The organism is Synechococcus sp. (assembly GCF_982614295.1).
The window spans coordinates 1-23,297 of sequence record NZ_CEXBMR010000027.1 but is presented as its reverse complement, the minus strand read 5'-3'; the positions used below and the strand labels follow the sequence as shown (position 1 = coordinate 23,297).

Here is a 23,297-nt window from a genome sequence, read left to right as displayed (position 1 = left end):
AACGGGGCTGGCGGGACTCGAACCCACGGCCTACGGTTTAGGAAACCGTCGCTCTATCCGGCTGAGCTACAGCCCCATGGCATTCATTATCCCCCTCGGCTTACATTAAAAATAGGAAAGCAGGCGAGGTGGTCGCAATCGCAGCTGCTTGCAGCTGCCGGTTGAGGAAAGTCCGGGCTCCCCAATGGCCAGGCTTGCTGGGTAACGCCCAGTGCGGGTGACCGTGAGGACAGTGCCACAGAAACACACCGCCGATGGCAGGGGGCTCGCCCCCCGCACAGGCAAGGGTGCAAGGGTGCGGTAAGAGCGCACCAGCAGCATCGAGAGGTGCTGGCTAGGTAAACCCCGGCTGGGAGCAAGGCCCAGGAACCATGGTTGGCCATTAACCGGTTCCGCTAAAAGTGCGCCGCTCGAGGCCGTTGGTAACAACGGTCCCAGATAGATGATTACCCCGAGCAAGGGTTCGCCTTTGCTTCGGAACAGAACCCGGCTTATGTCCTGCTTTCCCCCCAATCAAGCCCTGTTGCAATTCCTGCATTGCCAGGGTCTTAAACCGTTAGGCCAAGATCTCGCTCCTTTAGAAGAAGCCCTTTGCCACAGCAGCACCGGCAAAGCCCGCAACCATGAAAAACTTGAATTCCTTGGTGATGCAGTGTTACGGCTGGCCTGCGCTGAATTCCTTGATCGCCACAACCCTCAATTAGCAGTTGGTGAACGCTCCCATCTAAGGGCTCAACTGGTAAGTGATCGTTGGTTAGCGGAATTAGCAGAATTGCTAGAGCTAAAAGCCCTAATCCAACAAGGCCCTTGTGCCTTAGGTGATATCGCTGCTCAAGCCACGATTGGCGCTGAATGCTGTGAAGCTCTGATAGGCGCTGTTTATCAATGCTGGGGCGGCAGCAACGGCGGCCTTGATGCTGTGCGGGAGTGGCTTGCACCCCATTGGCAGCGCAGTTGTTTAGCCCTCGAAGCCGATCCAAATCTGAACAATTGGAAATCTGCCTTGCAGGAATGGAGCCAAGCTGCTCTGGGGGAATTACCTGATTATCAAAGCGAAGAACGCAACCCCAGCCATGGCAATCCCGAACGGTTTTTTAGCCGTGTATTTCTCAAGCAAAAGCTTTATGGCCAGGGGCTTGGGCCGGCGCGCCGAGATGCTGAACAACAAGCTGCAAAAGCTGCGTTAGCCAAGATCAAACCGCAACTTCGCTAAGGGTTTTAAGCGGAAACGTTACAAGTTTGTCCCAGTTCCCCCCTTCAAATAAAACCGCCGCATTGCTACCACTAATACGTTGCACGAAACCTTGATAACCGTTGTAGATCGAGCGAGGATCTGTAATCCGTACGGTGCTGCCGGGAAGGATCATGGGAAGAGTGTCTACAAACCAGCCGTGAATAGTTTAGCTGTGAAGCAATGAGTAAGGAATTCATCGTGGTGGGCCAGGTGGTGGCAGCCCAAGGGCTTAAAGGAGAGGTGCGCATATTGCCCGCCACCGATTTCCCAAGCCGCCTGGTGGATCCAGGCCCAAGGTGGCTGCAGAAACCAGGTGCCGCAATCCAAAGCCTCGAATTGATCAGCGGCCGGCAGCTGCCAGGCCGTGATTTATTTGTGGTGCGCTTTGAAGGCATAAACGACCGCAGCGCTGCAGAAGCATTGGTGCAGCACCAATTACTTGTGGATGTAAACGATCGCCCGGAATTGGAAGCAGGTGAATTCCATGTACTCGATTTACAAGGTTTAGAGGTGCGCCTAGATCCCGACGGCCCCGCTATCGCGACCGTGCTGGATCTGCACCACGGTGGCAACGACCTACTCGAAATCGAGTTGCTCGATGGCGCTCGCCATTGCTTGGTGCCCTTTGTTGAGGCAATAGTGCCTGAAGTGCACATAAAAGAAGGCTGGTTATTACTTACCCCTCCCCAAGGCTTATTAGATCCCTAACGGGTACCGGTCCAATCTTGAAACCAGCCGCGCCGCCACAACATACCAACTTGGATAGCGGCAACTATTAGCATAAAAGCAATGCACAATGGATAGCCAAAGTAAGCATTTAATTCCGGCATATTCCATGGTGATTTCTCGGAATTAAAGTTCATTCCGTAAACACCTGCAATAAAAGTAAGCGGCACAAAAATGCTTGAAACAATCGTTAGCATTTTCATTACCTGGTTCATGCGATTACTAATACTTGCCATATAACTTGTTGTAACGGCATCGCATTGATGCCTCAATAATTCAGCGGTTTCAAATATCACATCCACATGGCTGCTCACCTCCCTAAACCCTTTGATCGCCCCCTTATCAAGCACGCGATAGCTCTGCCGAATCAACACGATCAACTGGCTACGTAAAGGCCAGATCATGCCCCGCACCTGGCGCAGGGTGGATCTCATTTCATAGGCTTGGCGCAACATCCGCGGGCTGGGGCGGCGAATAGCGGCTTCTTCTAAATCATCTAAGCCCTCTGATAATTGCTCAAGAAAGGGTAAAACTTCATCTAAAACTTCATCAATCAAAAAGAATAAAATATCATCTATGTCACCGGCGCAGGGAGGGGGTTGCAGTTGATCAAGCCAGCGGGTGAGCTCTGGAAATGCCACAGGCCTCGGCACCTCTTCCACCGAAAGCAACACCCTGCCAAGCAACACCAAACCAACCTGTTCACTAACCAAGCGATTACCACTGGAGCCACTTAGACGGTGCATAACAACTAACAACGCATGGCCAAGCGCATCCACCCTGGTGCGTTGCGGTGTATCAATTAAGGGTTGATGCAATGGCTCTGGCACCTCAAGGCAAGCAAATACTTGGTGCATTAATTCTTGATTAGCGAAGCCCTTAATACGCACCCAAATTGGGCAGCCCTCCGCCACCAATTGCTCTAAATCCTGCAACTGCACGTATTCACGATGCTCCACCCCAGTGGGACGAAAAACCAAAACAGAAATTGTTGTGGGGGCAACACCGCCGTGCACATAAAGCGCACCTGGCAGTTCACCTAAACGCTCAGGCAAGCGCCTCGACTTCAACACATTGCCGGTGCGCGCCAAGCTGCGGCCATCAAGGTTGGGGCTTAATTGCGCGGTTACCCCAGGTTCCACCAAGTTGCTGCAAAGCTGCATTTGCAGCGTAGGTACGATTAGTTGATGAGCAACGTTCCCTTACTGCCGGTAATCCTTTGCGGTGGCACAGGTACCCGTCTTTGGCCCCTATCGCGGGCCAGCTATCCAAAACAATATTGGGCATTAGCGGGGGAACATACCCTGCTGCAACAAACCCAACAACGGTTGGAAGGATTAACGCATTTGCAGCCACCGCTATTGATCTGCAATGAAGATCATCGCTTCATCGTTGCAGAACAAATGCGCCAAATCGGGATAAAGCCAAGCGGTATTTTGCTGGAACCCATGGGCCGAAATACAGCGCCAGCCGTGGCCATAGCAGCGCTGCAGGCCAGTAGTAACAGCAGCGACCCGCTGCTACTGGTGCTCGCTGCAGACCACTTAATTCAAGATCCCAGTTGTTTTCGTGCTGCGGTAGATGCAGGACGTGATGCTGCATTAGCTGGCCGATTAGTAACTTTTGGAATCGTGCCCACCGCCCCTGAAACTGGCTATGGCTATATCGAAGCAGCAGAGAGCCTGGATCCTGCAAGGCCAGTGCCAATTGCCCGTTTTGTTGAAAAACCTGATGTAAAAACGGCTGAATCATTTCTAAGCAGCGGACGCTTTACTTGGAATAGCGGCATGTTTCTATTTCGGGCCAGCGCTGTAATTGCCGAAATGGAGCGGTTGGTACCAGAACTTTTAAATAGTTGCCGTGCTGCCTTAAAAAATGACAGCGCTGATTTGGAATTCCTACGCCTTGATCATGAAGCGTTTGCTGAATGTCCAAATCTTGCAATTGATGTGGCAGTAATGGAAAAAACCCAGCTGGGTAGCGTGCTTCCTTTACAGGCTGGCTGGAGTGATGTGGGCAGCTGGGGCGCGCTCTGGGAAACGGCAGAACAGGATACTGATGGCAATGTAATACGCGGACAAGTTATTAATGAAGGCTCACATAATTGTTATTTACGCAGCGAACATCGCCTGCTTGTGGGGTTAGGTGTTGATAATTTGATAGTAGTTGAAACTGATGACGCAGTGCTTGTTGCCCATCGCGATCGCGCTCAAGAGGTAAAAAAAATTGTTAATAAATTGCAAGCCCGTAATGCGCCAGAGGGTCGGGCCCATCGCCGCATCTATAGGCCGTGGGGAAATTACGATGGTATTACTGAGGGCGAACGCTGGCAGGTGAAAAAAATTCAAGTAAAGCCTGGCGCTTCTTTATCTTTACAAATGCATCACCATCGCGCTGAACATTGGATTGTGGTGCAAGGAACAGCAATTGTAGAAAAAGATGGCGAAGAAATATTGCTGGGGGAAAATCAAAGCACTTATATTCCCTTAGGGGCTCAACATCGCCTCAGCAATCCGGGCAAAATAACTTTAGAAATGATTGAAGTTCAAAGTGGTGCATATCTTGGAGAAGATGATATTGTGCGCTTTCAAGACAACTACGGTCGCAATTAAATATACATCTAACCGTTATTCAACCGTAACAGATTTTGCTAAATTCCTCGGTTGATCAACATCAAGCCCCCGGTGAGCTGCAATGTGGTAACTCAGCAACTGCATTGGAATTAATGTTAGTAAAGGAGATATCAATTCATTTACTGCCGGCACCGGCAGTAACACATCAAATAATTCAGTATCAGGGCCTTCCGGTGCAACACCAATCAAACGAGCATCGCGTGCTTTTGCTTCTTGCGCATTGCTTAAAACCTTTTCAAACACTGTTCCAGGCATCGCAACACTCACCACTGGAACGCGAGCATCAAGCAGGGCAATAGGCCCGTGTTTCATTTCGCCAGCGGGATAACCCTCTGCATGGATATAGCTGATCTCTTTCAACTTAAGTGCCCCTTCTAGGGCAATCGGATAGTTGATACCGCGGCCTAGATAAATAACATCCTGGGTATCAGCAAATGAATGGGCAAGTTCAGCGCAACGCAGATCCAAACGATCAATAAGTGTTTGCAACTGGGCCGGAAGAGCGCGCAATTCCTCCACCAATTGATGCAATTCCTCTCTGCTGCGGCTGCCGCGCAATTCCGCTAAGCGAATCGCCAGGCCATAAAACGCCAGCAACTGCCCCATGAATGTTTTAGTGGCAGCCACCCCCACTTCAACGCCAGCATGGATATCAATTAGATGAGGTACTAAACGGCCTAGGGAGCTTTCCGGCCGGTTTGTTATTCCGAGCAATCGGGCCCGATAGGCAGGATCACTATGGCCAGCCCGGCGCTGCTGCTCCATTGCAAGGGCTGCAAGGGTGTCTGCGGTTTCACCCGATTGGGTAACGCCCACCGTGAGGGTATTAGGAGCTAAAGGCGGCGGGGCATAACGAAATTCACTGGCGTAGTAGACGCTGGTGGGCACCCCCGCTAATTGCTCCAACAAGTAGGCCCCCACCAAGGCGGCATGGCGGCTAGTGCCGCAGGCCAACACCTGGATGCGATCTAGATTTTCCAGTAGTGCAGGCTCAAGGGCTAAGGCCACCAAGGGATCATTCGGGCCACCTTCCGGTAAATGGCTGGCCAACCAACGGGCAGCTGTTTCCGGCTGCTCGTGGATTTCTTTAAGCATGAAATGCTTAAAGCTGCGCTTATCCGCCACATGGTCGCTGCCGCGCAACTGGGTAGGGGGGCGTTGTTGACGCTCCCCAGCTGCGTTGTAAAGCTCAATTCCTAACGGACCCAGCAGCGCCACCTCGCCATCTTCTAGGGGCAGGATTGTGCGGGTAATACCTGCAAGGGCTGGGGTATCGCTGGCACAAAGAAATTCCCCTTCCCCTAACCCAATCAACAAGGGCGCTTGGCGCCTTGCAACCACTAGGCCATCTGAGCAATCAGCCCACACCACCGCCAAGGCATAGGCCCCTTCTAAAAGAGGCAAGGTGCGTTGCAGCGCCAAAAGCAAAGTAGCGCCGCTGGCCCCAGCACCTGCTGTCTGCAATTGCTGCAACTCTTTTGCAATCAGGTGGGGGATCACCTCGGTATCGGTATCCGAAAGGAAGATCACCCCTTCTGCCTGCAGCTGATCCCGCAGCAGGCGATGGTTTTCGATAATGCCGTTTTGCACCACCGCTACCCTGCCGCTGCCATCTAAATGGGGGTGGGCATTGCGTTGCTCCGGTTTGCCGTGGGTAGCCCAGCGGGTATGACCGATGCCGCAGTTGCCTTGGGCACCCTCTTGTTCCACAAGAGCAGCAAGATTTTTAAGTTTGCCTTCTGCCTTCAGGCAAACCAACGCCCCTGCTTGCACAGTGGCAATTCCGGCGGAATCGTAACCGCGATATTCAAGCTGCCGCAATCCATCAAGCAACAGTGGCGCAGCATCCTTTGTGCCTATTACCGCAACGATGCCGCACATGCTGTTTTGTGAAGAACTAATCCCGCCTAGTAGGCAAGGCCCATAGAGCGGCTGGTTTCATCACCGAGATAAACACGGATACTGAGGAAATCTGTAGGGCAAGCCGTTTCACAACGCTTACAGCCCACACAATCCTCAGTGCGAGGAGATGAGGCGATTTGGCCAGCTCTGCAGCCATCCCAGGGCACCATTTCCAGCACATCTAGGGGACAGGCGCGTACGCACTGGGTGCAACCGATGCAGGTGTCGTAGATCTTGACGGAATGGGACATGCCCGACCAATAACAAACCGTCTTCTCAGGCTACTTCTGGATGTGTGCACTCAGCTTTAACCGTCATCGTTGTTAACGCTGCGCAGGCGGGCCCGTAGAATCCCCCCCGCCAAGCTGCTGCGGCCCATGTCCCAGGAAATTCTCGAGAAGGTGCGATCAATCGTTGCTGAACAACTCAGTGTCGATGCCGCAGAAGTAAAGCCGGAATCAAATTTCCAAAACGATCTTGGGGCCGATTCCCTCGACACCGTTGAACTGGTTATGGCTTTGGAAGAGGCTTTCGATATCGAAATCCCAGATGAAGCCGCAGAAGGCATCACCACCGTTGGTGACGCCGTGAAATTCATTACCGAAAAGCAGGCCTGATCGGCCTCATCAAGATTGAGGCATCGCCATGGTTGAACCATCCCGCCGTGTGGTGATAACTGGTCTTGGCGCCGTTACACCCATTGGCAACACAGTTTCGGCTTACTTAGCCGGCCTCAGCCAAGGGGCTAATGGAGTGGCGCCCATCACTCTTTTTGATGCCAGCGCCCACGCCTGCCGCTTTGCAGCAGAGGTTAAGAACTTTGATCCCACCGGCCTGATCGATCCCAAAGAAGCCAAACGTTGGGATCGCTTTTGTCAATTTGGCGTGGTGGCCGCTAAGGAAGCCCTCTCCCACAGCGGTTTAGTGATAAACGATGCAAATCGCCAACGCATCGGCGTAATTATTGGTTCAGGCGTGGGGGGGCTCCTCATGATGGAGTCGCAATCCCATGTGCTGAAAGAAAAGGGGCCCAGCCGAGTGAGTCCGTTCACTGTGCCGATGATGATCCCCAACATGGCTGCAGGCCTAGCGGCGATCGCCCTGGGGGCCCAGGGGCCCAGTTCAGCGGTGGCAACTGCCTGCGCTGCTGGTTCAAACGCCATTGGCGATGCATTCCGTTTAATTCAAAATGGTTTTGCTGATGCGATGGTTTGTGGCGGCGCCGAATCCGCCATCACCCCGCTTGGTGTGGCAGGTTTTGCTAGCGCCAAGGCTTTGTCGTTCCGCAACGACGATCCCGCCAGTGCAAGCCGCCCCTTTGATGCCCAACGGGATGGCTTTGTGATCGGTGAAGGGGCTGGGGTATTAATTCTTGAAAGCCTTGAACATGCCAAGGCTCGTGGGGCTGAAATCCTTGCTGAGATAGTGGGCTACGGCAGCACTTGTGATGCTCACCACATCACTTCACCAATCCCTGGTGGCACAGGTGGGGCGCGGGCGATGGCCTTAGCGCTTCAAAATGGCCGCCTTGCTGCTGATCAAGTCGACTACGTGAATGCCCACGGCACCAGCACTCAAGCCAACGACAGCAACGAAACTGCAGCTATCAAAACCTCACTTGGTTCAAGAGCTCAACAGATTCCTGTGAGTTCAACTAAATCGATGACAGGCCATCTGCTCGGCGGTAGTGGCGGCATCGAGGCTGTTGCCGCAGTGCTTGCCATCAACCATGGGATGGTGCCCCCCACCATCAATTATCAAAATCCGGATCCCGCCTGTGATCTGGATGTCGTACCCAACAAAGCGCGAGAGCAGATAATTAATACGGTCTTGTCCAATTCATTTGGATTCGGCGGCCATAACGTCTGCCTAGCCTTCCGTCGCTTTGCGTGACGGGCTCCCCCTCAGCCCCTACCAAATTCCCCATGGTCGCCGCACCCGTTTCGCTCGACACCGTTTGCGTTAACAGCATCCGCTTCCTTGCGGTAGATGCCGTTAACAAGTCCAAAAGCGGTCATCCCGGCCTGCCAATGGGTTGCGCCCCGATGGCCTATGCCCTCTGGGACCGGGTACTAAGCCACAACCCCAAAAATCCCAAGTGGTTTAACCGCGACCGTTTTGTGCTTTCAGCCGGCCACGGTTGCATGTTGCTTTATGCCTTACTGCACCTGAGCGGCTACGACTCAGTAACAATTGAAGACATCAAGCAATTCCGGCAGTGGGGTTCCCGCACCCCTGGGCATCCAGAAACCTTTGAAACCGCCGGTGTTGAAGTAACTGCAGGGCCGTTAGGGGCTGGGATTGCCAATGCCGTGGGTTTAGCAATTGCAGAAGCTCATTTAGCCGCAAAATTCAATAAACCAGATTGCAACTTGGTTGATCACTACACCTACGTGATCATGGGTGATGGTTGTAATCAAGAAGGTATTTCGTCTGAAGCTTGTTCCTTAGCGGGCCACCTCAAGCTGGGAAAACTTATTGCTCTTTACGACGACAATCACATCACTATTGATGGCAACACCGAAGTTTCATTCACAGAAGATGTGATGAAGCGCTACGAGGCCTACGGCTGGCATGTGCAACATGTAGCCGATGGCAACACCGATGTTGATGGAATTCAGAAAGCAATCGAGGCGGCTAAAGCTGTAACTGATCGGCCTTCACTTATAAAAATAACCACCACTATTGGTTATGGTTCGCCAAATAAAGGCAACACCGCTGGTGTGCACGGCGCACCCCTTGGCGAAGAGGAATCAAACCTCACCCGCGAAGCTCTTGGCTGGAAATACGGCCCCTTTGAGGTGCCCCAGGAGTCTTACGACCACTGGCGCCAAGCAATCGATCGCGGTGCCGCAGCTGAAGAAGCCTGGAATAGCAGCCTTGCCACCTACCGCACAAAGTACAGCGCAGAAGCAGCCTTATTCGAAAGGATGCTGCGGGGTGAATTGCCTGAAGGTTGGGATAAGTGTCTGCCAACTTTTAGCCCAGAAGATAAAGGTTTAGCCACACGCCAATACTCACAAAATTGCCTTAATGCAATTGCCCCCCACCTGCCGGAATTAATCGGTGGTTCCGCCGATCTCACCCACTCAAACCTCACTGATATCAAAGGTGAAAAGAGTTTCCAAAAAGGAGCAGAAGCAAATCGCTATCTGCATTTCGGTGTGCGGGAACATGCGATGGCAGCAATCCTTAACGGACTCGCGTATCACGGCAGTGGCCTGGTGCCTTACGGCGGCACCTTCTTGGTATTTGCCGACTACATGCGTGGCTCCATGCGTCTCAGCGCTTTAAGTGAATTGGGGGTGATCTATGTGCTTACCCACGATTCAATCGGCGTTGGTGAAGACGGCCCAACCCACCAACCGGTAGAAACGATTCCATCCCTACGGGCTATACCAAACATGCTGGTATTCCGCCCTGGTGATGGCAACGAAACCAGTGGCGCTTACAAGTTGGCAATCAACAATCGCCACCGTCCGTCTGTGTTAGCCCTTAGCCGCCAAGCGATGGCAAACCAAGCAAATTCTGGGATTGAGAAAGTTGCCTTTGGTGGCTACATCCTTGAAGATTGCGCTGGCAGCCCTGAGCTGATTTTGATCGGCACCGGCACCGAACTTGATCTCTGCGTGCAAGCAGCAAAACAACTCACAGCTGATGGCCGCAAAGTGCGGGTTGTGAGTATGCCTTGCGTTGAATTGTTCCTAGAGCAAAGTGCTGCTTATCAAGAAGAAGTGCTACCTAATGCAGTGCGCAAGCGCATTGTTGTGGAAGCAGCTGAATCCTTCGGCTGGCACAAGTTCATCGGCCTCGATGGCGATAGCGTAACTATGAATCGCTTTGGTGCCTCTGCCCCCGGCGGCACCTGCATGAAGGAGTTTGGTTTCACCGTAGAAAACGTAGTAGCTAAATCAAAGGCGCTGTTGGGCTGATTCAATCAAGCAACTGCAACATAAAAAAGCCCCGCAAATGCGGGGCTTTTCTTTTGCTTAAACTACTATCTAAAACTATTTATTTAGCGATTGCCACCACCGCTCCTTGCTTCTCTAGCGCCTGGGCCTTGAGCACATCTTCTAATCCTGCTAAATCCTCATCGGTGATCTTGGTTTGCATTGGGCAATGCTTTGGCCCGCACATTGAGCAAAACTCTGCTTGTTTATAGATATCAGCTGGCAGGGTTTCATCGTGATATTCACGGGCCCGTTCTGGATCTAGCGAAAGATCAAACTGTTTATTCCAATCAAAGGCATAACGGGCGCGGCTTAGTTCATCATCGCGATCGCGGGCGCCAGGGCGGTGACGGGCGATATCAGCGGCGTGGGCTGCAATCTTGTAGGCGATCAAACCTTCTCGCACATCATTGGCATTAGGTAAACCTAAATGCTCTTTAGGTGTTACATAACAAAGCATCGCCGTGCCATGCCAACCGGCCATTGCTGCACCGATGGCACTGGTGATGTGGTCGTAACCAGGGGCAATATCAGTTACCAGCGGGCCCAATACATAGAAAGGTGCTTCGCTGCATTCCTCCATCTGTTTTTTCACATTGAATTCAATTTGATCCAAAGGCACATGGCCGGGGCCCTCCACCATCACTTGAATGTCGTGGGTCCAAGCTCTACGGGTGAGCTCGCCGAGAGTTTTTAATTCCGCTAATTGGGCAGCATCAGAAGCATCATGCTGGCAGCCAGGCCGCAAGGAATCACCCAATGAAAAGCTGCAATCATAACGTTTAAAAATTTCGCAAATATCATCAAATCTTGTGAATAATGGATTTTGCTTGTGGTGATAAAGCATCCATTGAGCCAAAATGCCACCGCCGCGGCTCACGATTCCAGTGAGGCGGCCTTTCACTAAAGGCAGATGCTCAATCAATAATCCGGCATGGATAGTTTGATAATCAACCCCTTGCTGGCAGTGCTTTTCAATAATATGTAAGAAATCTTCTTCTGATAGCTTTTCAATTGAGCCGTGAACACTTTCAAGAGCTTGATAAACCGGAACTGTTCCGATTGGCACAGGTGATGCGTTAATAATTGCCGTGCGCACCTCGTCAAGGTTCACACCACCAGTTGATAAATCCATCACCGTATCGGCGCCATATTTGACGGCTAAACGTAATTTAGCCACCTCTTCTTCCATATCGGATGCATTAGGAGAAGCGCCGATATTTGCATTTACCTTGCACTTACTAGCGATACCAATCGCCATCGGTTCAAGGTTTGGGTGATTGATATTGGCCGGGATGATCATTCTTCCCCGCGCCACCTCTTCTAAAATCAATGATTCAGGCAGGTTTTCCCGTTTGGCAACAAATGCCATCTCTTCAGTGATCACACCCTTGCGGGCGTAATGCATCTGAGAAACATTGGCATCACCTTTACGCTTTTCAATCCAGGCACTACGCATAGCAATTTCCTCAACGGGGAGGGGTAGCGCCGCACTTCCTGCACTTCCCTGCGCCGGTATTAACCGGATCAGGTTCGGAGGGTGTGATCTCAGCCTTCACCGGATTTTCGGCGACGGCACCCCTAGTGACTAGCTCAACCTAGCAAGCGTTCAAGGCTCTCGCGTTGCAACTTCAACTTCAACTGTTTACCCGCTTCCTGCAAGGTGGGATCGGCATCAACTAACGCCATTTCGGCAAGCTTTACCAACACCTCAGGCGTTACATCCTTTTCATCAGCTAGAGCCGCCAAAATACTGCTGCGCACCAGCCAATGGGTATCCCGTTTATACAAATCAAGAAGTGCTGGTAAAGCTTGCTCCATGCCATGGCGCGCCAGGGCATTTGCTGCTTCTGCCCGCACATTGGGATCCCCCTCTAGCTTCAACACCTTGAGCAGGGCCAATTTTCCCTGTTCATTTGCTTTATAACCAAGCCCCATACAAGCTAAGGAGCGCACCAAAAATGCTTGGTCGTTTAAGCATTCCAGCAGCAATGGCACGCAGGTATCAACGTCGTAGGGCTGCAAAGCAGTGATCGCCCGCATCCGAGATGTGGTGTGGCCGCTGGCGATCGCCACACGAATGGCATCTATGCCCATTGAAGATGGTTCTTGTGAAGCAGCAGTCATGGGGGGCCTGATTCAAGCTCTTTAACGGCACGCAGTAATCGCTGCCTATGGCGACCATAACTAGCTGCGCGAGCAATTAACAGCCCAGCAGCAATAAAAAGGGCTGGCATCGCTTGCAGCCGTTCTGCTCCTTGGCGTTGGCCACCCCCCATCAAGCCAAACAGGGCCAGCGCAATTAGTAGTGGGGTGGCAAGCGCCAAAGGTAAGCGGGTATTCATGGCTTGCTGTTTTGCTCCAACCAGCGCTTTAGGGCCGTTGCTAATAGGTTCACGGCTACGGGCATACAAGCCTCATCCGGATTGAATCCACCATGGTGCAAAGGGGAGCAACCATCAAGGCCCGCCACCCCGAGCCGAAACATGCAGCCGGGTAAATGATTTAGGTAATGGGCAAAATCCTCAGCGCCAAGGCTTGGTTGAGCTAACTCCAACACCTGCTCGCGGCCCAATTGCTCCACCGCAATGCCCTCCAGAAGATCGGTGAGCTGCGGATCATTTTGCACAGGTGGTGCAATCCCTCGCCAAACCAATTTCACCTTGCCGCCGTAGGCAGCACATATGGCTTGAGCAGTGCTTTCAACCCATTCGGGCAACTGTTCGTAGAGCTGGCAATCAAGGCAGCGCAAGGTGCCAAGCAACCGCACCCGATCAGCGATCACATTAAAAGCGCGGCCACCTTCAATGCGGCCAAAACTCAATACCACCGGTTGCAACGCATCTAAACGCCTGCTGATCGCCTCTTGCAAACCACTTATTAGGCGGGCAGCAATCCAAATCGCATCCACCGCTTGATGGGGTCTTGCGCCGTGGCCTGCCTCCCCGAACACCTCCAACTCCAATTCAGCCGCCGCGGCCGTGAGGGCCCCATGACGCAAACCGATGCTTCCCACTGCAATGCTCGGAAATACATGCAGCCCCAATAGGGCACTCAACCCTTCAATTGCCCCCGCCGCCAGCATCCAGCGGGCCCCCTCTGCTGTTTCTTCCGCCGGTTGAAAGATCAAACGCACGGTGCCGCTTAATTGCTCTGCCAATGGCGCTAGCAGCATTGCCACCCCTAAACCCACGGCGGTGTGAATGTCGTGGCCGCAGGCATGCATCAACCCAGGGCTGGTGGAGGCATAACTCAACCCGGTGGATTCCTCAATCGGTAATGCATCCATATCAACCCTTAGGCCAATTGCAGGGCCGTTGCTGGTTCCCAATTCCGCTACCACTCCCGTGCGCCCCACCCCCTCCTGCACCCGCCAGCCCAGGTGGCGTAATTCGCCTGCCACCAATACCGCTGTGTGATGTTCAGCGCCGCTCAATTCAGGATGAGCATGGAGATATCGGCGTATTTCCTGCAACTTATTAATTGCATCACTGCCTAAAACCAAATTGGTAGCGTTCATGGATCCAGTTGCAAAAAGCGCTCTAATGCCGCCACCGGTTGCGGTGGCCAGCGCCTTACTTGCAGTAGCCAGCTGCGATCCCGGTAACGGCTATCAAGGCCGGAAGCTGCCGCCCAATTACTTTCCGCTTCTCCAGCTTTACCTTCCTCCCACAGCAATGCCGTGAGGGCAGCCCTGGCATCAGCAAATAAGGGATAACGGCGAATCAAATTGCGCAATTCCAATTCCGCTTGGCTTAAGTTTCCCAGCTGAAATGCAGCAAGGGCTGCGCTAGAGCGAGCCATCGCCATCCCGGGCTTTACTTCAGCTGCCAATAAAAAAGATTGTCTGGCGCTTACCCAATCATCCAAACTGCCTTCCACATTGCCCAGGTTGTAGTTGGCTGCAGCGTTAGCTGGATCGCGTTCAAGAATCCATTCGTAATCGCTGGAAGCTGCCTGCCATCGCCCTAGAAATTCTTCAGCTGTGCCTCGATTTAAATGGGCATCACCAATATCTGGTGCCAGTTTTAGAGATTCTGTTTGATCTGCAATCGCCCCTTCCGGATCACCAAGGGCAAGGCGTACGTTGCCGCGATTACTCCAAGCTGCACCATCATTTGGAGCATTTTTAATAACGCCATCCCAAAGCTCTAGGGCTTGATCAAAACGACCTTCTTTACTTGCCTGCAAAGCCAAATCGAACTGTTGGGCTATCGATCCAAACACCAACACCAACACAAGGAAGCATTGTCCAAAAATCAATAACATCAAGCAGCCTCCAAATGCCTACGACCTGCCTCCGTAACTATTCGCCCCCTTGGGGTGCGCTGCAGAAAGCCGAGTTGTAGCAAAAATGGTTCCACCACCCCCTCCAGGGTGTCGGGGTCTTCCCCCAGGGCTGCTGCCAGCGTATCGAGGCCAGCAGGGCCACCGGCGTAACTACCCAGCAGCAGTTCCAATAAACGTCGATCGGAAGCATCCAAACCAAGGGCATCCACCCGATGCATTGCCAAAGCTTCCGCCACCACTTCTGCTGTTACCGGGCCATGGCCCTTCACGCTGGCAAAATCCCGCACCCGCCGTAATAAACGGTTTGCCACCCGCGGCGTGCCGCGGCAACGGCGGGCGATTTCTGCTGCTGCGGCCTGCATTAATTCCACTTTTAATAACTTTGCTGCCCGCAGCACGATCAATTCAAGATCACTGCAGTTGTAGAACTCAAGCCGTTGGATTAAGCCAAAGCGATCCCGCAGGGGTGAACTCAATGCACCCGCTTTAGTGGTGGCACCAACCAATGTAAAAACAGGCAGTTCGAGGCTGCGGGTGCGGGCACCGGTGCCAGCGCCCACGGTGAGATCCAAGCGAAAATCTTCCATTGCCGGATATAACAACTCCTCTGCCACGCGATTTAAACGGTGGATTTCATCAATAAACAGCAGTTCCCGAGGCTGCAAATTCATTAATAAACCCACAATGTCGCGGGGGCGTTCCAACGCCGGAGCACTGGTAATACGGCAGCGCACCCCTAATTCCTCTGCTAACACCAGGGCCATGGTGGTTTTACCAAGCCCCGGCGGCCCATACAGCAACACGTGATCAAGGGCCTCTTGCCGTTGGCGGGTGGCCTCTAAGGCAATCGCCAATACCTGCTTTAACTCCGGCTGACCCACGTAGTCGGCTAGACGCCGCGGCCTTAAACCCTCATCGCGGCCACCATCGCGTTCCGAAGCATTGGCTTGGGGAGCCAGCAACCGCGGTGTGTCTTTTTTTATGGGCTTGCTGCCGGAAGACTGAATCGCCATGGGCCGAGGCTAGGGGGCACGGCCCATGCAGGCAAACCATGGGTCACGATGGTGTTAAGGAATGCATTGGGTGAACTCGGCGCGTGGCAGGCAAGGGTAAAGGTGCAACAGCAGCAGCAAAGAAACGGCTAGAGGCCCAACGGCTACTGGCAGACAACCGTTTGGCGCGGCACAACTACGAAATTCTTGAAACCCTTGAAACCGGTATTGAGCTGGTGGGCACTGAGGTAAAAGCAATCAGAGCTGGCAAAGCAAATTTGCGGGATGGCTTTTGTTTGATTCGTAATGGTGAATTACAACTGCACAATGTTCATATCGCCGGCCATGAACAAGCGAGCAAGTTTTACAACCACGAACCCCTAAGGGTGCGCACGCTGCTGGCCCACCGCAAAGAAATCAATCGTTTAAGAGGGCACTTAGATCAACAAGGCCTCACTTTGATCCCCTTAAATTTACAAATAAAAGGCTCGTGGATAAAACTCACAATTGGCCTTGCAAAAGGGCGCAAATTACACGACAAACGCGAAGAAGAACGTCGTAAACAAGACGACAAAGATTTGCGTTCAGCGTTGAAGCGGCTCTGAACTTTCTTGCGGTGGTGCAACTACTTGATTAGGTGTTGGCGCTGGTGCAATTGGAGGCGGTGCATTAATAATCTCAGGGGTTGAAGTTGGCATTTGGATATTTGCAGGTGCTGCTGGTAAGGGGGGGTCTACCCGCACCGAAAGGCTGATCATGCTTGCGGCTAAGCCATCGTTGCGCACTAAAACCTGCACAAGCGAGCCCTCCACTTTTGGCAGCACTACCACCCGCAGTGGTCCGCGGGGTTCGAGCACTTGGCCGTTAGCGCTGAATACAGTCATTTGCATCAGGTTTGTGCCATTTACGCCAAGCACCAACTTGAAACCCGGTTGCATTTTTACGGCAAATAAGCGAGCCCCTTGGCCATCCACTACTGCCGAGAGAGAACGGGCCAGATTTGGGGTGGGCTCCAACTGTTCCACCTGCAAACCCTCCAAGCTGCGCAGGGCAGCCGCATACCACAGCTGGCGGAAGGGTTCATCTGGCACCGTTTCCGGGTTGCGACCCGGCAGCATGTTTTGGGCGCTACTGCTTACCAGTTGCAACAAAACCTGAGGGCTTAAGCCCTGGGCGGTAAGGCTTGCTTGGCGCGCTTCCCAATCGGCGGGCTTGAAACTACCCAACTTTGAGCGCAGCACCAGCGGCAATTGCTCTACCCGCACCAACCAGTCTTGAGCGAGATCGTTCCAAATCTTGCGCAGGGGGGCATCTTCAAGGGAATCACTAGGTGGCTTACCGCCCCGCTCCGGAAACTGGGCCGCCAAGCCGCGATCCACCAGCTTTAAAAACCAATCACGATCCACTTGTAATGCCTTCAAGCGGTTTAGTAATTGCTGGCGTTGATCCACTTCCGCCGGCGGCAAACTCACAGATCCCGGCAGATTTTGTAATGGCATAGCCCCTGGGCGACTGCGACCCAACAGCAACCAGCCAAGGGCCGAACCCACTAAGGCAGTGAGGATCAAAGCCAGCACCACCGGCCAAAACCTACCTTCCGCCGCCTTTTCCTTTTCCTCTTGGCGTTGTTGCCGGCTAGCGCGGCGCAGGGTTTTAGGGGCCCCACTCCCATTAATGGGGTTGGGAAGCTTGGGCTCCGGTTTTATTTGTTCTGGCTCACTTTTTTGGGGAATTAATACCGCAGTGCGATCACTGCGGCCTACCGGACCGGTGCTATCGGGCACCGGCAGGGCCGCTAAGGGTTCCATTAACTGGGCTGCGGTAGCAAATCTTCGCTGTGGGTCAGCGCTCAGCATCCTCTCCAGCAATAACCGAAAAAGGGGGTCAACCTCCAAACCATCGGGCCAGCGCCATTGCATCGTTTGGGGATCCAGCAAGCCAGCTGCTGCTTCTCCGCTCAGCAACACCATTGCGGTAACCGCAAGGCTATGGAGATCCATCCAAGGGGCTGGTGATTCCTTGCCTTGTGCCACCGGCGCGTAACCAGGGGTGGCAGCGAGCAAAGGTTCCTCACCGGGTGCCCCCTGCAAACCGAAATCAATCAATACCGGAAGGCCGTCGTTGTCACGGCGCAGCAAATTGGCTGGCGTGAGATCACCATGGATTAAATCTTGGCCATGCAGAGCCGCTAGCGCTGGTAATAACTGGCGCAATAGCAACAGCACCTCCCCTGCTCCAAATACCAGCTGCCGCTCTTGGCGGCTAATCAACAAATCGCTGTAGGTGCGGCCAGCAACCCATTCCCGCACCTGCCATAGGCCACCTTCCTCTGGGATTAAGGCGCCTAAACGCGGCACCTGGGGATGTAAAACCCCTTGCAGCCGCTCTAAGCGTTGCCGCAACAACAACAACTTTGGCGCTGATAAGTGGGCCCAGCCACGAATTGCAACGGCTAGGCCTCCAGCAAGGCTGTCGCTGCCGCGCCACAACTGAACACCAGGGGCTTCACTGAGCAACTGCTCGAGGCGATAACGGCCCGCCAATAAATCTCCGACAGCGGCTTCAGCGGGAAATGCCACAGCCAGCACCAAATTGCATGGGAATCAAGGGAGAGTAGGCAAGCTTGGCCGTTCCGGCTGCTGCAAGCCACGGCTTTCTAACCATTCCCGCTCCCAGATCCTTGAACGGTAGCGATCACCGCCATCGCACAACACCGTTACGATCCTGTGCCCTGGCCCTAGGCGGCGAGCGGTTTCAAGCGCTGCAGCCACATTGATGCCAACGGAACCGCCCATAAATAAGCCTTCAAACCAGAGCAGCTCATAGAGCACCTGCAGGGCAGTTTGATCGCTTATTCGCACTGCATCATCTACAGGCACATTTTCCATATTTGCTGTAAGCCGGCTGTTGCCGATCCCTTCGGTAATCGAGCTACCTTCCATGCTGAAGTTGCCGCTCGTGAACCAGCTATGCAGGGCACTGCCATGGGGATCAGCCAGCACGCAATGCAAATTGCGATCGCATTCCTTTAGATAAAGCGCCACACCGGCATAGGTGCCACCGGTGCCGGTGGCGGCCACCCAGGCATCTAATTTTCCCGCGCATTGTTCCCAGATTTCAGGCCCAGTGCCGTTGTAGTGGGCTTGGCGATTGGCCTGATTATCAAATTGATTTGCCCAGATTGCCCCTGGAATTTCTGCGGCGATCCGCCCCGAAAGCCGCACATAGTTTTCCGGATCGCGATAGGGCACCGCCGGCACCGTGCGCACTTCAGCGCCAAGGCTGCGCAGTAAACCTATTTTTTCAGCTGATTGAGTATTAGGAATAACAATTACGCAGCGATAACCGCGGGCATTACATAAATGGGCAAGGCCAATGCCCGTATTACCCGCGGTGCCTTCAACTACGGTGCCACCTTTTTTCAGTTCCCCCGTTGCTTCTGCCGCTTGCAGGATGCCAAGAGCGGCCCTGTCTTTCACTGAACCACCGGGGTTCATGAATTCCGCTTTGCCAAGGATTTCGCAACCGCTCACGGCGCTGAAATGCTCCAAACGAATCAGGGGTGTATTACCCACGGCCCCCACAAAACCTCGGGTGATACCCATAAACAACGCCGATTTCTTCGCCGCAGGCTAGGGTCCCGCCACTGCTTAGTCGAGGGATGACCAGCTGCTCACCCTCTGCGGTTCACCCGTTGTTAGGTGATCTGTATCGTCTTGTGCGAGCTAAAAGCGAAGCTTTAATCGCGCCCCTTGAACCAGAAGATCTCTTGTTGCAAGGGATGCCAGATGCCAGCCCGCCCAAATGGCACCTAGCTCACACCAACTGGTTTTTTGAAACCTTTCTGCTGCAACCCCATCAGCCCAATTGGCAGGGGCCACCGCAGCCCTGGCTGGTGCTCTTTAACAGCTACTACGAAAGCGCCGGACCCTTTTATCCGCGGCCGCAAAGGGGCTTATTGAGTAGGCCACCACTACGGGAGCTGCTGGATTGGCGCCATCGTGTTGATCAGGCTTTGCAGTTTTGGCTCGCAAATGGGCCAGCAACAACAATCAGCAACCTCATTGAGCTTGGCCTCAATCACGAGCAACAACATCAGGAATTGCTGCTGCAAGACCTGCTCGATAGTTTCAGCCGCAACCCCTTAAATCCGATTTATGCCCTTGATGCTCCAGCGGTGGCAGCCGCAACGATGGGCCTTGGGGTTAGGGATAGTTTTTATTTCGAAGGGGGCCTTGTAGAAGTTGGCAAGCAGCTACAAAACTCTGGTTTTCATTTTGATAATGAAGCCCCTCAACACAAGGTATGGCTAAACCCTTGGCGCCTCAGCCCGCAGCTGGTAACCAATGCTGAATTCGAAGCGTTTCAGCTTGATTCGGGGTACCAAAAGCCAAGGCTCTGGATGGCTGAAGGCTGGGCCCAGGTGCAGCAGCAGCAATGGCATGCACCGCGTTATTGGCGGCCAGACGGGCTGGAATTCAGCCTTCGGGGTTTGCAACCGAGGGATCCAAACGCGCCGGTGCAACACATTAGTTGGTTTGAAGCTGATGCCTATGCCCGTTGGGCTGGGGCCCGATTACCAACGGAGCTGGAATGGGAAATTGCTTTGCAGCAACAACCAGATCTACCCCAAGCTTTTGGCTGTTTATGGCAATGGACCAATTCGCCCTACGGGCCTTACCCCGGTTACCGCCCCGCCCCTGGCGCGATTGGCGAATACAACGGCAAATTCATGAGCTCTCAGATGGTGTTGCGGGGCAGCAGTTTCCTCACTCCCCAAGGCCATAGCCGCATCACATACCGCAATTTTTATGCCCCTGCATGCCGCTGGCAAGCAGCTGGCCTACGGCTCGCTTGGGATGGCTGAAATAGAAACTTTTTCAATCATCGATCTACACCCCACTCCAGCTGATATGGCGGAGGTAGTGCTTAGGGGGTTAGAGCAGCGCCCAAGACAGCTGCCGGCCTGGTTGCTCTACGACCAGCCTGGTTCGCTGTTATTTGAAGAAATTTGTAAGCAACCGGAATACACACTCAAACGCACAGAACTGGAGCTGTTGCAAAAACATGCCAATAGTTTTTGCGCGCAAATTCCAGCCAACAGTTTGGTATTGGAATTTGGTGCTGGCAGCGCCGAAAAAGTGGGGCCGCTGCTGCAGGCCCTCAACAACCCCGCCTACATCGCCATAGATATCAGCGCCAGGCATTTGCAGGAAGCAGGTATGCGCTTACAGGCCAAATTCGCCTCAGTGCCGATGCAAGGTATCTGCGCCGACTACAGCCGTGCACTGGAATTACCCCTCAGCCCCGAATGGAGCCAAAGGTTGCGGCTGGGCTTTTTTCCCGGCAGCTCCCTAGGCAACTTTGAGCCGGCAGAGGCCAGTGCTTTTTTAATGCGGCTTAAGCAGCTGCTTGGGCCCAACGGGGCGTTGTTAATTGGTATCGATCAACCGCGGCCCCAGGCCCAGCTGGAAGCGGCCTACAACGACGCTGCTGGATTTTCAGCAGCTTTTGCACGAAACCTATTGCTTCGTTTACAGCGTGATCTGGATGCAGAAGTAGATCCGTGGGGATTTAGTTACAAAGCCGAATGGCAATCTGAGCAGCAGCGTATTGCTATGGCGCTTGTAAGCAATGGCGAACAACGGCTGCAACTGCTGGGGCAAGAGGTGATTTTTAAACCTGGTGAAATTTTGATCACCGAATACAGCTATAAATATTCGCCTGAAGCATTTCAAAGCCTTGCCGCTTGTGCCGGTTGGAGCAGCAAGCAGCGCCATTGCGATGCAGCTGATAGCTACAGCTTGCATCTGCTTGTTTGAAATTGGTTTTGCAAAGCAACACTGGCCGAGCACACTGGCAGGGCACACTTGTATCAGCTTTGAACCAAGCGCCATGGGCCGAGAAGAACAGCGGGCGTTAGTGCGAAGGGTGAGAGAATCATTGATTGAAGAATTAGAAACCACCTATCGCCGCGCTTTTGATGCAATCGGCACTGAAGAGATCGGGGAAGGTGCTGTAGCCAGGCTCACCCAGTTGTTACTGCGCTCGAGGGATGGGGCCATCACCCCCCTTGAGGAAGAGATCGAAGCTGCCGTTATTACAAGGGCACCGGATGGAATCAACCAATAGCTGGTGGCAAGAAATTGAGCGAGAGCTGGAGCGCCAGTTTGACAATTTCCTAGAAGATCATCCAAATCAAAAAGATTTATTTGAAAAAGGTGAAGCGAGTGAAAAACTACAACGCTTGCAAATTCGCCTGGCATCAATCAATAAGCAAGCCGATCTATTAAGGCAACGCTTATGTGATCTAAGCGCCGAAATCAAACAATGGCGCCAACGGGTGCAGCGGGCCCAGCAGGCCGGCGCCAATCAATTAGCTAGCCAAGCGGAGGCTCACCTAAGTAAATTGATGGGACAGGGGCGCGATTGCTGGCAAGCCTTGGCTGAACTTGGCGTAGAAGATCAACAATTGCGGCAGGAAATTCAACAAATACCAGCACCAAATAGCCCAAAGAAGCAAACTTCGTCAGTAGATTTAGAAAAAGATTCAGAAATAGATTTAGAAACAGCTTGGAATAATTTTGAAGCCAATCAAGCCCTAGAAGATCTCAAGCAAAAACAAAAATAACAACGAATATCTTGGTTTAATTATCTATAAGCTAAAGGGAGATGCCTAAACTTTTGGTGCTTTTGGCACAAGATTTACACCTTCAGGTGGTGGAGTGGGATCAGGATCTGCAATCAACATATGTTGCAAAACAATTTCGGGGCGTTCGCTATCACGCCAGCGGATGCGATATGCAGGCATCTTGGTACCACGGCTAGTGGTTTGCTCAACTGCCTCCATAACCCAGCCCCTCCGGGACCGGCCTTGGGGGTTGCGTTTCACCACTGCATCAGCGTGAGTAAAACGAAATCCAACGCGTTCGCCACTCATGCGTTAGGAAATTTAATCAGTGCACCCATTATCCACCTTGGCAGGCCGTAGTAATGGGAAGGCGATCACATCTCTAATGCTGGCGCTATCGGTAAGCAGCATTACAAGGCGATCGATGCCAATACCTAAACCCCCCGTTGGAGGCATTCCCACTTCTAGAGCTTGCAAGAAGTCTTCATCCACCACCTGCGCCTCTAGATCACCCGCCGCTCGCCTTTCTTGTTGGGCCTCAAGGCGCCTGCGCTGATCCACTGGATCAATAAGTTCACTAAAGGCGTTTGCTGTTTCCCTACCCGCAATGAATAGTTCAAAACGCTCCACCAAACCAGGTTTGCTGCGATGGGCCCTAGCAAGCGGTGAAATTTCTATCGGGTAATCCAACACAAATGTGGGTTGGATCAAGCTGCTTTCAACCCGTTGCTCAAATGCTTCTACCAACAAGCGGCCAAGGCAATCGGCAAGAGCTGGCACTAGAAGGTTGGCTGCTTCCATTGCAGCTGCTGCTTCAGCGTGATCGCTAAAGCTGTTGAAATCCAAGCCGGTGGCCTCCAGCACTAATTCATGCATGGTGGCTCTTCGCCAGGGGGGGGCGAAATTAATTTCGGTGCCTTGATACGTGATTGAAGTGCC

25 protein-coding genes, 1 tRNA gene, 1 other RNA gene and 1 riboswitch are annotated in these 23,297 nt (G+C 53.1%); of the genes, 12 read left to right on the top strand and 15 right to left on the bottom strand.

The features are described from left to right. Nucleotides 1-2: 2 nt before the first annotated feature. Nucleotides 3-76, bottom strand: a tRNA-Arg gene (locus AC2JC8_RS06105). A gap of 40 nt (nucleotides 77-116) precedes the next feature. Between AC2JC8_RS06105 and rnpB the strand changes: the two genes are divergently transcribed. Continuing rightward, nucleotides 117-509: RNase P RNA component class A (gene rnpB, locus AC2JC8_RS06100), an RNA gene on the top strand. Between the two features lie 14 nt (nucleotides 510-523). Continuing rightward, nucleotides 524-1,213, top strand: coding sequence for a ribonuclease III family protein (locus tag AC2JC8_RS06095; RefSeq protein ID WP_484594361.1), 690 nt, complete (start codon nucleotides 524-526; stop codon nucleotides 1,211-1,213). Here the strand turns inward: AC2JC8_RS06095 and AC2JC8_RS06090 are convergent. Then, nucleotides 1,194-1,367 carry an NAD(P)H dehydrogenase subunit NdhS gene (locus tag AC2JC8_RS06090; protein ID WP_295456592.1) on the bottom strand — a complete coding sequence of 58 codons (174 nt, stop codon included), beginning with the start codon at nucleotides 1,365-1,367 and terminating at the stop codon, nucleotides 1,194-1,196. The two genes, AC2JC8_RS06095 and AC2JC8_RS06090, sit on opposite strands and share 20 nt — an antisense overlap. 47 nt (nucleotides 1,368-1,414) lie before the next feature. On the opposite strand from AC2JC8_RS06090, the gene rimM reads away from it, so the two are divergent. Next, the gene (rimM, locus tag AC2JC8_RS06085) at nucleotides 1,415-1,942 is read left to right on the top strand and encodes a ribosome maturation factor RimM (protein ID WP_484400003.1); all 528 of its coding nucleotides are present in this window, start codon (nucleotides 1,415-1,417) and stop codon (nucleotides 1,940-1,942) included. On the opposite strand, the gene AC2JC8_RS06080 is transcribed toward rimM, so the two are convergent. Then, nucleotides 1,939-3,123, bottom strand: coding sequence for a CorA family divalent cation transporter (locus tag AC2JC8_RS06080; protein ID WP_484400004.1), 1,185 nt, complete (start codon nucleotides 3,121-3,123; stop codon nucleotides 1,939-1,941). The genes rimM and AC2JC8_RS06080 overlap by 4 nt on opposite strands. A 24-nt stretch (nucleotides 3,124-3,147) precedes the next feature. Here AC2JC8_RS06080 and AC2JC8_RS06075 point away from each other — a divergent pair, with 24 nt between their 5' ends. Beyond that, nucleotides 3,148-4,572, top strand: coding sequence for a mannose-1-phosphate guanylyltransferase/mannose-6-phosphate isomerase (locus tag AC2JC8_RS06075; protein ID WP_484400005.1), 1,425 nt, complete (start codon nucleotides 3,148-3,150; stop codon nucleotides 4,570-4,572). Nucleotides 4,573-4,587: 15 nt separating this feature from the next. Here the strand turns inward: AC2JC8_RS06075 and glmS are convergent, their stop codons facing one another. Next, entirely contained in the window at nucleotides 4,588-6,474 is a 1,887-nt protein-coding gene (glmS, locus tag AC2JC8_RS06070; protein WP_484400006.1) for a glutamine--fructose-6-phosphate transaminase (isomerizing), read from the bottom strand. A gap of 26 nt (nucleotides 6,475-6,500) precedes the next feature. Then, nucleotides 6,501-6,746, bottom strand: coding sequence for a photosystem I iron-sulfur center protein PsaC (psaC, locus tag AC2JC8_RS06065; protein ID WP_295456601.1), 246 nt, complete (start codon nucleotides 6,744-6,746; stop codon nucleotides 6,501-6,503). A 126-nt stretch (nucleotides 6,747-6,872) separates the two neighbouring features. Here psaC and acpP point away from each other — a divergent pair, with 126 nt between their 5' ends. The 3 genes from acpP to tkt are packed head-to-tail and all read left to right on the top strand — an operon-like array spanning nucleotide 6,873 to nucleotide 10,427. Next, nucleotides 6,873-7,112: an acyl carrier protein gene (acpP, locus tag AC2JC8_RS06060; RefSeq protein ID WP_295456603.1), complete on the top strand. Its 240-nt coding sequence runs from the start codon at nucleotides 6,873-6,875 to the stop codon at nucleotides 7,110-7,112. A 28-nt stretch (nucleotides 7,113-7,140) separates the two neighbouring features. After that, nucleotides 7,141-8,388 (top strand): beta-ketoacyl-ACP synthase II, encoded by a 1,248-nt coding sequence (fabF, locus tag AC2JC8_RS06055; RefSeq protein WP_484400008.1) that lies wholly within the window; start codon nucleotides 7,141-7,143, stop codon nucleotides 8,386-8,388. Nucleotides 8,389-8,420: 32 nt separating this feature from the next. After that, nucleotides 8,421-10,427, top strand: a complete 2,007-nt coding sequence (tkt, locus tag AC2JC8_RS06050) for a transketolase (RefSeq protein WP_484400009.1) — start codon at nucleotides 8,421-8,423, stop codon at nucleotides 10,425-10,427. A gap of 79 nt (nucleotides 10,428-10,506) precedes the next feature. On the opposite strand, the gene thiC is transcribed toward tkt, so the two are convergent. From thiC to ruvB, 6 genes are all read right to left on the bottom strand, one after another. Then, nucleotides 10,507-11,904 carry a phosphomethylpyrimidine synthase ThiC gene (gene thiC, locus AC2JC8_RS06045; RefSeq protein WP_484400010.1) on the bottom strand — a complete coding sequence of 466 codons (1,398 nt, stop codon included), beginning with the start codon at nucleotides 11,902-11,904 and terminating at the stop codon, nucleotides 10,507-10,509. 28 nt (nucleotides 11,905-11,932) lie between these two features. Beyond that, nucleotides 11,933-12,038, bottom strand: a riboswitch (TPP riboswitch). Further along, nucleotides 12,039-12,572, bottom strand: coding sequence for a HEAT repeat domain-containing protein (locus tag AC2JC8_RS06040; RefSeq protein WP_484400012.1), 534 nt, complete (start codon nucleotides 12,570-12,572; stop codon nucleotides 12,039-12,041). It abuts the riboswitch before it with no gap. Then, a complete protein-coding gene (locus tag AC2JC8_RS06035) occupies nucleotides 12,569-12,790 on the bottom strand; it encodes a DUF3188 domain-containing protein (RefSeq protein WP_484400013.1) in 222 nt (73 codons plus the stop codon). The genes AC2JC8_RS06040 and AC2JC8_RS06035 overlap by 4 nt, the downstream gene beginning before the upstream one ends. Then, a complete protein-coding gene (locus AC2JC8_RS06030) occupies nucleotides 12,787-13,965 on the bottom strand; it encodes an amidohydrolase (protein ID WP_484400014.1) in 1,179 nt (392 codons plus the stop codon). Before AC2JC8_RS06030 ends, AC2JC8_RS06035 begins: the two co-directional genes overlap by 4 nt. Continuing rightward, nucleotides 13,962-14,714, bottom strand: coding sequence for a tetratricopeptide repeat protein (locus AC2JC8_RS06025; RefSeq protein WP_484400015.1), 753 nt, complete (start codon nucleotides 14,712-14,714; stop codon nucleotides 13,962-13,964). Before AC2JC8_RS06025 ends, AC2JC8_RS06030 begins: the two co-directional genes overlap by 4 nt. Then, on the bottom strand, nucleotides 14,714-15,748 hold the full coding sequence (gene ruvB, locus AC2JC8_RS06020; RefSeq protein WP_484400017.1) for a Holliday junction branch migration DNA helicase RuvB: 1,035 nt from the start codon (nucleotides 15,746-15,748) through the stop codon (nucleotides 14,714-14,716). Before ruvB ends, AC2JC8_RS06025 begins: the two co-directional genes overlap by 1 nt. 83 nt (nucleotides 15,749-15,831) lie before the next feature. On the opposite strand from ruvB, the gene smpB reads away from it, so the two are divergent. Further along, a complete protein-coding gene (gene smpB / locus AC2JC8_RS06015; RefSeq protein ID WP_255131285.1) occupies nucleotides 15,832-16,332 on the top strand; it encodes an SsrA-binding protein SmpB in 501 nt (166 codons plus the stop codon). Here smpB and AC2JC8_RS06010 read toward each other — a convergent pair. Together AC2JC8_RS06010 and AC2JC8_RS06005 are read right to left on the bottom strand one after the other, a co-directional pair. Further along, the gene (locus AC2JC8_RS06010) at nucleotides 16,312-18,306 is read right to left on the bottom strand and encodes a protein kinase domain-containing protein (RefSeq protein WP_484400018.1); all 1,995 of its coding nucleotides are present in this window, start codon (nucleotides 18,304-18,306) and stop codon (nucleotides 16,312-16,314) included. The two genes, smpB and AC2JC8_RS06010, sit on opposite strands and share 21 nt — an antisense overlap. A 24-nt stretch (nucleotides 18,307-18,330) precedes the next feature. Next, nucleotides 18,331-19,332 (bottom strand): cysteine synthase A, encoded by a 1,002-nt coding sequence (locus tag AC2JC8_RS06005; protein ID WP_484400019.1) that lies wholly within the window; start codon nucleotides 19,330-19,332, stop codon nucleotides 18,331-18,333. Between the two features lie 56 nt (nucleotides 19,333-19,388). On the opposite strand from AC2JC8_RS06005, the gene egtB reads away from it, so the two are divergent. The 4 genes from egtB to AC2JC8_RS05985 all read left to right on the top strand — a co-directional run bounded on the left by egtB (nucleotide 19,389) and on the right by AC2JC8_RS05985 (nucleotide 22,358). After that, nucleotides 19,389-20,594, top strand: coding sequence for an ergothioneine biosynthesis protein EgtB (egtB, locus tag AC2JC8_RS06000; protein ID WP_484400021.1), 1,206 nt, complete (start codon nucleotides 19,389-19,391; stop codon nucleotides 20,592-20,594). Continuing rightward, nucleotides 20,587-21,549 (top strand): L-histidine N(alpha)-methyltransferase, encoded by a 963-nt coding sequence (gene egtD, locus AC2JC8_RS05995; RefSeq protein WP_484594360.1) that lies wholly within the window; start codon nucleotides 20,587-20,589, stop codon nucleotides 21,547-21,549. The genes egtB and egtD overlap by 8 nt, the downstream gene beginning before the upstream one ends. Nucleotides 21,550-21,622: 73 nt before the next feature. Further along, the gene (locus AC2JC8_RS05990) at nucleotides 21,623-21,859 is read left to right on the top strand and encodes a hercynine metabolism small protein (protein WP_255131298.1); all 237 of its coding nucleotides are present in this window, start codon (nucleotides 21,623-21,625) and stop codon (nucleotides 21,857-21,859) included. Then, on the top strand, nucleotides 21,843-22,358 hold the full coding sequence (locus tag AC2JC8_RS05985) for a hercynine metabolism protein (protein ID WP_484420238.1): 516 nt from the start codon (nucleotides 21,843-21,845) through the stop codon (nucleotides 22,356-22,358). The genes AC2JC8_RS05990 and AC2JC8_RS05985 overlap by 17 nt, the downstream gene beginning before the upstream one ends. A 45-nt stretch (nucleotides 22,359-22,403) precedes the next feature. Here AC2JC8_RS05985 and AC2JC8_RS05980 read toward each other — a convergent pair whose 3' ends face one another. Then, entirely contained in the window at nucleotides 22,404-22,667 is a 264-nt protein-coding gene (locus AC2JC8_RS05980) for a hypothetical protein (protein ID WP_106499759.1), read from the bottom strand. A gap of 12 nt (nucleotides 22,668-22,679) precedes the next feature. Next, a partial coding sequence (locus AC2JC8_RS05975) for an amino acid--tRNA ligase-related protein (RefSeq protein ID WP_484594359.1) occupies nucleotides 22,680-23,297 on the bottom strand: 618 nt, incomplete at its 5' end.